Annotated in this window: 7 protein-coding genes and 1 pseudogene; all 8 read right to left on the reverse strand. The window is 43.8% G+C overall.

The features are described 5' to 3' along the window. Positions 1-63 precede the first annotated feature (63 nt). Positions 64-1,146 carry an ABC transporter permease gene (locus V7D75_RS04725; protein WP_333613619.1) on the reverse strand — a complete coding sequence of 361 codons (1,083 nt, stop codon included), beginning with the start codon at positions 1,144-1,146 and terminating at the stop codon, positions 64-66. Beyond that, a pseudogene (yejB, locus tag V7D75_RS04730) lies at positions 1,146-2,206 on the reverse strand (microcin C ABC transporter permease YejB). The gene V7D75_RS04725 and the pseudogene yejB overlap by 1 nt, the downstream one beginning before the upstream one ends. A gap of 42 nt (positions 2,207-2,248) precedes the next feature. Further along, entirely contained in the window at positions 2,249-3,028 is a 780-nt protein-coding gene (gene gloB / locus V7D75_RS04735; RefSeq protein ID WP_333613620.1) for a hydroxyacylglutathione hydrolase, read from the reverse strand. Between the two features lie 132 nt (positions 3,029-3,160). After that, positions 3,161-4,993 carry an extracellular solute-binding protein gene (locus V7D75_RS04740; RefSeq protein ID WP_333613633.1) on the reverse strand — a complete coding sequence of 611 codons (1,833 nt, stop codon included), beginning with the start codon at positions 4,991-4,993 and terminating at the stop codon, positions 3,161-3,163. Positions 4,994-5,252: 259 nt separating this feature from the next. Then, on the reverse strand, positions 5,253-6,362 hold the full coding sequence (gene serC / locus V7D75_RS04745; RefSeq protein ID WP_333613621.1) for a 3-phosphoserine/phosphohydroxythreonine transaminase: 1,110 nt from the start codon (positions 6,360-6,362) through the stop codon (positions 5,253-5,255). 122 nt (positions 6,363-6,484) lie between these two features. Then, a complete protein-coding gene (locus tag V7D75_RS04750) occupies positions 6,485-7,357 on the reverse strand; it encodes a hypothetical protein (protein WP_333613622.1) in 873 nt (290 codons plus the stop codon). Positions 7,358-7,451: 94 nt separating this feature from the next. Next, on the reverse strand, positions 7,452-10,442 hold the full coding sequence (locus V7D75_RS04755) for a M48 family metalloprotease (RefSeq protein ID WP_333613623.1): 2,991 nt from the start codon (positions 10,440-10,442) through the stop codon (positions 7,452-7,454). A gap of 50 nt (positions 10,443-10,492) precedes the next feature. Then, positions 10,493-10,691: LemA family protein (locus V7D75_RS04760; protein ID WP_333613624.1), on the reverse strand; the 199-nt coding region annotated here is incomplete at its 5' end.

Below are 10,691 nucleotides of genomic sequence, written 5' to 3' on the forward strand. Positions count from 1 at the left end.
TCATTAGCATTTTGCTCAGTAGTCGTCGTCATATTCGCGTTTATCATCTTATCAATTGTCATATCAGGAGCGCCTCGGGTCAAACGCATCACGCAACGCTTCGCCAACGAAAATCAGTAATGATAAAATAAAGGTCAAACTAAAAAATCCCGATAGCGCTAGCCAAGGCGCATCGAGATTGTTTTTCCCTTGTACCATAAGCTCGCCAAGCGACGGTGAACCAGGCGGTAAACCATATCCTAAAAAGTCTAATGCCGTTAAAGCGATAATATTGGCCGTTAAAATAAATGGCAGCTGTGACAAACTTGATGCTAAGGCATTGGGTAAGATATGCCTGAGCATGATTTGACTGTCTGACACCCCAAGGTTACGAGCAGCACGGACATAATCAAAATTACGCGCGCGCAAAAACTCTGCCCGTACCAAACCGACCAAGCCCATCCAGCCGAATAACAACATCATCGCAAACAGCATAAAGATACTAGGGCTAAATAAGCTGACCAAAATAATAATCATAAACAGCTGCGGCATCCCGCCCCATACTTCCATAAAGCGCTGCCCTGCCAAATCTACCCAACCACCGTAATAGCCTTGTATCGCACCAACGATAATGCCAATGAGTGCACCCGCAAGCGTTAAGGCGATACCGAACAATAACGATACCCGCAACCCATAAAGTATCCGTGCCAGTACATCGCGGCCTAAGTCATCGGTACCAAGCCAGTTCTGGCTATTGGGCGCGGCTGGGTATGGAATACCTAACTCAACGTTTGGCGTCTGATCGGCAAACGGAATGGGCGGCATAATATAAAAGCCCTGCTCATCAATCAGCGTTTGCACCGTAGGGTCTTTATAGTTGGCTTCGGTCTCAAATACCCCACCAAAAGTTGTTTCAGGATAGGCTTTTAGGACAGGAAAGTAATAGTCGCCTTGATACTGCACCAGTAGCGGCTTGTCATTAGCAATCACATTGGCTGCCATACAAATAACAAATATCAGGGCAAAAATAAATAGCGATATCACTCCAAGGCGATTGTGACGAAAGCGGTTTAAGCGTGCCTGCCAAATAGGATTTAGACGACGTTTTTTTTCTAGTGGGATAGAAGAGGCAGCTGAGGGCGTTGAAGATAATGGATGACTTGACATTAGCGCCCCTCAAAATCAATACGCGGATCAATTAAGTGATAACTCAAATCACTGATTAACTGTAATAACAGCCCCACTAAGGTAAAGATAAACAGCGTGCCAAATATCACCGGATAATCACGCTGCTGAATGGCTTCGAAACCTAAGAGCCCCAAACCATCAAGTTTAAAGATAATCTCAATCAAAAAATTACCGGCAAAGAAAATCCCAACGATTGCTGCTGGGATACCGGCGATAATAATCAGCATGGCATTACGAAAGACATGACCGTATAACACTTGCCGCTCACCCAAGCCTTTGGCACGCGCGGTGAGGACATATTGCTTACCAAGCTCTTCTAAAAAGCTAAACTTGGTCAAATAGGTTAAGCCTGCAAAGCCGCCAACGGTACTTGCTAGGAGCGGCAGCGCCAAATGCCAAAAATAATCTTTCACTTTACCCAATGCGCTTAATTGATCAAAATTTTCGGAAGTTAATCCTTGCAGCGGAAAGATATTCCAGTAGCTGCCACCAGCAAAAAACACCAATAGTATGACGGCAAATACGAAAACGGGTATCGCATGGCCGATAGCAAGTAGCATGGCCGTTGCTTTATCAATTCCCGAGCCATGATGCATGGCTTTATAGACGCCCAGTGGAATCGCTATCATGTAAATCAACAGCGTACTCCACAGCCCAAGCGAGATGGATACGGGCAGCTTCTCGACAATCAAATCCGTTACGGATTGCCCTTTAAAAAACGACTCACCAAAATCAAGCTTGGCGTAGTTCTTTAACATCAGCCAAAAACGCTCAGGGGCTGACTTATCAAAGCCATATTGCGCATTAATCGCCGCCACCATCTCCTCAGATAGACCACGCGTACCTTGGTAAGTGCTATTGTTGCCACCGGCACTACCCGCGCCAAGATTACCACTTAGCGCACTGTCTTTTGCGCTTTGCTCAGTTGCTGCTCAACAGGGCCGCCCGGCGCCGCTTGTACAATGACAAAGTTCGCCAGCAATATCAAAAATAGCGTCGGTAATATCAGTAATAACCTTTTTAAGATATAACGACCCATAATGACGGCTTCCTAAAACAAAGAGAGATGACAACTTAGCATTTAGAAGTTATTTTTAAGCTCACGTAACGCGGCGAACACCGTCAAAGACTTGTCATCATCGATAGTGACTTTAGACTTCACCCCTGCTATCACACTGGGCTCTTGCGTACGCAAAAACACATTGATTGCGCGTTCATGCTCTAAAGTGACTGGCAGCGTCGGGATACCTTGGGCGGTTTTTTCTTCTGCTTGTGCAAGCGCTTGCTGCATCGCTTCATTAGCCGGTTCAATAGATAAGCCAAAGCGTAAGTTGCTGGCAGTATATTCATGGGCTGGATACAGCAGCGTCTCAGCTGGCAAGCCATTTAAACGCTTAAAGCTGTCATGCAATTGCTCAATCGTGCCGGTAAAGACGCGTCCGCAACCGGCACTAAATAAGGTATCACCGCAAAAACAATGCTTCTGTCCATCGATATCCAAAATATATGCCACGTGGCTTGCGGTGTGACCGGACACATCCCATACTTGCGCGGCGCAGCCCCAAGCACTGACCGTACTGCCGTCTTTAATAGTTTGATCTTCATCGACATTGTGCTCGGTATGCGCAACCAAATGCGTCATCGGATAAGATTCTTGTAGCTCGGCGACGCCTCCGATATGATCATGGTGATGATGCGTGGTCCAGATGGACGTCAGCTCTAAGCCGTTTTCTTCTAAATAGGCGATAACTGGCTCGGCTTGTCCCGGATCAATGACAATCGCCTGCTTATTATTTTCATTAATGAGTGTCCAAATATAGTTGTCATTGAACGCTTTAATCGGGTGAATACGAATACTCATATAAAATCCTTAGCAGTGATTGTCTTTATTACTGATGTTTTTTATTAAATTTTAAAAACCAAATGAAACACGGTTTTATTTACGGGTTTAAATGATAATTTTTAAATAACTGTTTTGAGCCATTATCTTAAACTATTGCTTTAAGTATCGATTAACACGGGCTTCCGCTGCTTTATCTGTCCACCAATAATCGATACCGATAGCATTGGTCGGCAGTTTTGCAGTATGCCGATATTGATTCCAGTAGGCAACATTGGTGCTAGATTTGCCATATAAAGGGACTAAATAATGTCCCGCCCGTAGCAGGCGATCAAGTACGTGAGTATATAAGACGATCTCATCGCGACTTTTAGCGTCGCCCAGTTTTTTAATAACACTGTCAATCGCAGGGTTTTTAATACCGATGGTATTATGATTGCCCGCTTCATCAGCAGCAGTACTGCCCCAAAAACCCACTTGCTCAGCGCCAGGCGATAGACTTTGGGCGAAGACATCGACGACCATATCATAGTCAAAACGGCGTATGCGCTCGTAATATTGCGGCCCATCGACTTGACGTAAGGTTGCATCAAAGCCCAAACGCTTTAGATTACGGATATAAGGCAATAATACACGCCCCATGGTTTCGCCTGTCATCAAAATCTCAATCTGAGCAAGCTTACCGTTAGGCTGATACAACTTCATATCATCATAATAAAAACCCGCATCTAGCAATAGCTGCCGCGCCTTTAACAACCCCTCACGATTAAAGCCGCTACCATCGCTGGTTGGCAATCGCCATTCCGTCAATACCGCTTGCCGCTGAATCGGTTCAAGCTTGGCGAGCAATGGGCTTAATACCTGCATCTCAGCTACAGATGGCGTACCAGTAGCAGCAAGCTCTGAGCCATGAAAGAAGCTTTGCAGACGCTCATATTGCCCATGGAATAATGTTTTATTCATCCACTCAAAATCGTAAGCTGCGGTCAAGGCTTGACGAACGCGAATGTCTTGAAAAAGTGGCCTACGCATATTCATGACCAAACCCTGCATCGGTACTGGATTTTCGCTGCTGATGGTTTCTTTATTAATTAGACCTGCTTTGACGGCGGGGAAATTGTAACCTGTTGCCCAATTCGACGCTTTATTCTCAGGGCGAAAACGATATTGCCCTGACTTAAAACCCTCAAAAGCAATCTCATCACTTTGATAATAGACAAATTTAATCCTATCAAAGTTATAACGACCACGATTGACCATCAAATCATGACCCCAATAATTGGGATCACGCACATAGCTGACCGCACGCCCCGCATCGACGCGGCCAAGTTTATAAGGACCACTACCCATGAGCGGCGTTAAGGTGATTTTCTCAAAATCTGTATCAATCGAGGATTTAGCAAAAATAGGGAATTGCCCAACCGTTAATAATATCTCTTTATTATCATCAGACTTAAAAACAAACTTTACCCGCTGCTTATCGATAATCTCAATGTCTTTAATATCGCCCAAATAGCTGCGGATATACATCGGGCCTTTATTCAATATCGCATCATAAGTGGCTTTGACGTCACTACTGGTCACTGGCGACCCGTCCCAAAAGCGCGCAGCAGGATTAACATGGTAAATAATCCAACTGGTATCGTCAGGATCATACGTGACTTTATTTGCCAGCTGCGGATACATGGTAAAGGCTTCATTGAGTGAGCCTGTCATCAAGGTATCATACAGATAGTCCGTACCAACCATCGCCACACCTGTGGTCATCCATTTATTGGCTGCATTAAAGGTGCCGCGTGCATCCAATGACAGCGTACCACCTTTGGGCGCCTTTGGATTGGCATAAGGCATATACGGTACGTCAATATACTCAGTGGTACTATTATGCCCAAGCGCAGTCGTGGTGATTGGCGCGGCGATACTGACAGGTATCCAGCTGATAGTAATGACAAGCAAGACGGCTTTTAGCATGGTGTTTTTTAGCATCATGACTATGTAATACCCCTCATAACGACCTTCTACTCTAAACCAACTTGGATAAAAAATGCGCGACTGACGGCAAAATAGACGATTGACGAAATTTTATCATAACAAACTTAGGTTTTTTAACCTAATGCTTTGCGGTGTTAAGGTTGCTACATAACCCATTATGCTACTTAAAAAAATGCTAATAGACATAAAAAAAAGACGCAGCTTATAAAGTTGCGCCTTTTTTTTCAAAGCCGGTACTAGGGCATGTCTTAACTTAAGCGTGCTTTTTTTCAAAGTCTATCATAAAGTCAACCAACTGCTGCACCCAATCTAATGACACTGCATTGTAAATGCTGGCACGCATACCGCCCACATCGCGGTGACCTTTTAGATTCATGAGGCCTGCCGCTTCCGACTCTTCTAAAAATACTTTATCAAGGCTACTGTCGGCTAAGGTAAACGGCACATTCATGATAGAGCGATATTTGGGGTCAACTGGATTGCTATAAAAGCTGCTGTCATCAATCGTTTTATACAATAAATCCGCTTTTTGCTGGTTGATTTTAGCAATAGCAGCAACGCCGCCCTGCTCTTCTAACCAATCAAATACCAGTCCTGCTAAATACCAAGAATAGGTCGCTGGCGTGTTTGACATCGACTCTTTTTCAGCTTGGTGTTCATAGTTCATCAGTAGTGGGCACCACTCACTCGCTTTGCCCAATAAATCTTCACGAATAATGACGATAATTAGTCCTGCTGGCCCGATATTTTTTTGCGCACCCGCGTAAATCATGCCAAATTTAGAGACGTCGATTGGCTGTGACAAAATGCAAGAAGACATATCGGCGATAATCGGCGCATCGACTTGTGGTGGCTCAAAAATCTGCAAACCATGAATGGTCTCATTAGCGCAGTAATGGAAATACGCCGCATCTTCGCTTAGGTTCCAATCGCTTTGGGCTGGCACGTCAGTAAAATTACTGTCTTTACCCGTTGCCACCACATTAACCTCGCCCAAACCCAGTTTGGCATAGCGCTGTGCTTCTTTAACCGCTTTACCAGACCAAGTACCTGTCGTTAAATAATCTGCGCGGCCACCATTTAATAAGTTTAATGGAATCGCTGAAAACTGTAAGCTGGCACCGCCTTGTAAAAACAGCACTTTATAGTTATCTGGAATGTCCATGAGCGAACGCAACTTGGCTTCCGCTTTTTCGGTAATCGCGATGTATTCTTTACTACGGTGACTCACTTCCATGACCGACATACCGCGTCCCTGCCAATCAAGCAACTCTTCTTGGGCGCGTGATAAGACGGCGGTCGGTATGGTGGCAGGTCCCGCTGAAAAATTGGGTACACGGTTAGGAGCGGCTTTAGTGGTCATAATCATTATCCTAAATATGATGAAATCATCGTGGTTATTAAATATTAAAGGTGAATGTTATCGTTATTTTTTTAATCTCTGTCGTAGTAGTCGTAATAATAGTAAGTGGCAAGCTTTTAATACTACTTTGATAACTGCTCCCACAGCTGACGTTTAAGGCTACTATCAGTAAGCATCTCATCGAGTGTGGGCACAGTCGTAAAGTTCGGATGCTCAAGACCGTCAGGCAAGGCAGTCAGTGCCGCAACTTTTATCTCTTCGCGACGACCAATTTTAAAGACATATCCTGCAAGGCTGGCATTGGCAAGCTCAGCGGTATCCATACCTTCACAAATAGGAAATGAGGTTGTCTCACAACTGATGGATAGCGCTTGGGTGATATTTTGCCAAAGCTTTTGACTGTCATGATTAAGGGCTTGAATATCAACCAAAATTACCCAATCGCCATAGCGACCACCTTGTAAATCAAATGGTACTACCTTTTTAAAGCTATCGTCTTTAAAGTTATTCTCTGTAAAACTGCTATCTTCAAAGCTTGGAGCATTATTTACATTATCAATCGCAGCTTGCTGAACGACAGTATTTACAAGTGAGGTAACGGCGGGCTTAGAGATGTCAGGGGCAGTCGAGTCAAAACTATAGGTAACGGGGCTTTGTTGGTCAGAATGACTTAAACCTGTCTCATTAGCGTCATCATAAGAATGATTAGACTCATCATCTACCATACCTGATATGGCATTAATATTTGGGGATTCAATATGAGAAGATTCAATGCTTGGCTGTTCGGTGCTCGTTGTAGAAGTAGTAGCATTAGAATGAGATGCAATGCTAGCGTTAGCTATAACCGCATCAGGCAAGGCAGGCGCAGAAATATCAGCGATACTCAATGTCTCAGAGCTCGGCTGCACCCACTGATTGATACCCATCATCGCTAAAATCTGGCGCTGCTGCATACGATGTTGCATGACAACTAGCGGGTCTTGGATATCACTCATGCTTATTTACTATCCTACTTATCTAAAATGGATTTCCAGGCTTTTGATGTTAAAAAAATATAGTCAAAATATCCTAAAAACGCGACGGTATTGCTCAAAAAAGCTCACGAACCCCTAACCAATGACTGGCAAGCTCGGTCAAGCAATCATACTCATCTTGACTGACTATCGTATCGTGTAACATCACTGTATGCAACGTGCTTAGCCATTGTCGGTAATCATTATAACCATAAGGCTTATTAGTAGTCGCATTATAATCTATTTGAGCGTCGCCCTGTTGTCTGTGTCGATAATTATCATCATCTTTGGCTTGAGAATCAGACGATTGACTGGTAGGCGCTATAAAAATAGGTACGGCTGCTATTAATGCTAATAATTGAACGCTATTTAGATTTTGCACGGTCAATAATAGCCATTGCAAATTTGCCTCACTAGCGGCAGCTAAATCAATATCAAGCAAACGTGCATGACGGCGTAAATCTATAAGATAATGAACAATGCTAACACTATTATAGCTGAGCGCTGAGCTATGTAATTCGCTATCTAGTGTGGATATTATCTGCCCTTTGGCATCCTTTGATAAGCGATAAGCCAATAAAGTAAGCATGGTTTTTGCGACCATATCAAAACCATCAAATACCTGTCCTGACGGGTCAAGCTGAGCATAAATATCATCCGTGCCAGCGTGCAATACTTGCTGCCATTGATAGTATGAAGGGGTTTGGCGATGAAGATGTGATTGCGCCTGTTTATCGTTTAATACGGCAGATAATATAGGCAACAATTGCTGCAGCTGTAGCGCCTGCCATAATGCTAAAATCGAAGGCGACCGAGAATGGGTATCTTCTAAAAGATTTAATAATGATTGAGGCTTAACAATAGAATCATCATTATCTATATTATCAGCGATATTTTGGCTTAGATCAGCTGTAAGTAAGTTTTCAAACAACTCAATGATACCTCGCTGATAACGCACTAGCATTGACCGACACTTTTTTTGCTGCACATAATGCTGATGATCTTGATTACGATGACTGGCTTCATACTTTAAGCGCAACTCATCGATAGCACTTTCTGATAAATCATGCTGGCGTAGTTGCTTTAAGGCCAATGCAATCAAAGCACTGTCTAAGCGCCTGTCAAGGTTTGCCACTGCCGTTAATAATTTATGATCGAGTGTATGCGGTAAAACTCGCGTGTTATTTATATCAACTTTAGTTTCAGCAGAAAATCTCTTATCCTCATCAAGCCCAAGCCAGATATCAGTTAAATCATAAGTTGCTGTTGTTGAAAGCACAGAGCCCTGATGACAAAGTAGCACGGCTTCAATCAAAGCCTGCGCCCCTAGCGGGTGATAACTGTGATTGAGCACATACTGCGGTAGGGAGACTTTTTGTATGTCATCAATACCAATCAAGGTATCTGATGGCAAATCACTATCAGGTTTGGCTTGCCACGGCTTAAGCAGCTGATGAGTACCGATATCTTCTACTTGTACCTGCAGACGTCCATTAATAACAATATCTTCCTCTACAACAAATTCAAGCCCACTATCGCTCTGCAATTCATTATTTATCTCACTAGTAGAAAAGGTTGCGATTTCTTTTTCGATAGCAGCTTTTTGAATAGCATCTTCGTCAATAACATCATTGAATGTATTATTAATATTTTTATCAGCGAATTTATTTTTACTTAGGCTATTTCCTACTACCACACCCCAATCACCCAAGCGGCGCTGCTCATAAATTTCTTTTATCTTTTGCTGATTGAGACGTTTTTCTTTAGCCACTTGCACGGCGAAATCATGATAAGCATTGGCATTGATGGCACTCATGCGCTCAGCCAAACTTGGATGCGTGGCAAACCACGATACGTCACCCAAATCGGCACCACTACTAGCAAAAAAGAAATGACTTAATCCATTAATATCGGCGATGCCAGTTAAGCGCGAACCAAGCGCATCTTGATGAATGGTCTTTAAGGTTTCCATAATAGCCGGCGAACGTGTGAGCTGTACGCTGGTCGCATCGGCAAGCAACTCGCGCTCACGGTTAAAGCTGTGTTTGATGAGTTGTGCACTGGCCATACTAGAAAAGCTCAAACCATGGATTAATAATGTCCAAATATTACGCGGTGCTTGACTATTGAATTTATCATTATGTTGTAGCCATCTTGACTGATTCTTAGCTGAAGATTGCTGGCTTTGCGACTGGTTTTGCCAGTAAGCTACCCATTCGCTATGAGTGGTAAAGTTGGCTGTCTGCGCTTCAGTGCGACGCGCATGGCTATCGATTGCTTTTTGCGGTAAAGGGTTGCTTTGATTGACCGCACTATTAATAAAAGAGCCATCAAAATAGTTTTGCTGGCTGCTTTTATAACCAGCACCAAAATTATTAATAGAATCACTCCAGTCATAGAGTAACTGCAAGCCTGCTAACACCACCATTAGCTGTAAATTAAACGTCGCATCGCCATGCAAGATATGACCATACTCATGCCCTATTAGCCCGTATAGCGCCTCATCAGATAGCTTATCAAGCGCGCCTTGGGTGACGACGAGCACCATATCTTGGCTATGACGACCAGCAACGAAACCATTAATACCTTGCTCGTCAGGCAGCACATATAAAATTGGCATTCGCAAACCTGAAGCAATAGCTAGCTGCTGGGCAATCTCATAATAACGCCGATAGACAGGCGGGAAATCGCGCTCATCACGCACCGCAATATGGCGGGCACTAAAGCGAACTTTAGATACAGGCTGATGGGCAACTCCTAGGCTATGCTCCCAAGCATCTTGGCTGTGGTCGATAAACAATCGCACCGCGCCCACGCGCTTAGCAATCGCTCGACCACCTGCTTTTAAGCGTCTGTACTCTAAAAAACTGCCCGCAACAAAGCTACCGATTGTCCATACGACCACCAGTATTAATACCCAATAATAAATGCCATCTGTAAATAGCGTCAGCAGCAACGCCATGACACCAAGTGCTACAGCAATATGGGCAAAGACGATCAGAAAAAATAGCCCATAGAGCAACAAGCTGCGCTGAGTACGGGTTCGCTGTGCCCCAAAAAAATCCATCTATTACTCTTACCTAACCATAACTAACTGCATTTAATATGATACAAATATCAGCCCATATCGACGACAGGTGCTTGAGCAATGAGTTTTCTATCTTCAAATACCAATGGGCTAAGTGGACGAAAGCCAAAGGTTGTGCTGACAAGGTTATTGGGAAACACTTCGCGATCATTGTTATAAAGCATCACGCTGTCATTATAATGCTGACGGGCAAAGCCAATCCGGTTTTCGGTATTGGTCAGCTCATCC

It is taken from the genome of Psychrobacter sp. (genome assembly GCF_036731945.1).
Classification (GTDB): domain Bacteria; phylum Pseudomonadota; class Gammaproteobacteria; order Pseudomonadales; family Moraxellaceae; genus Psychrobacter.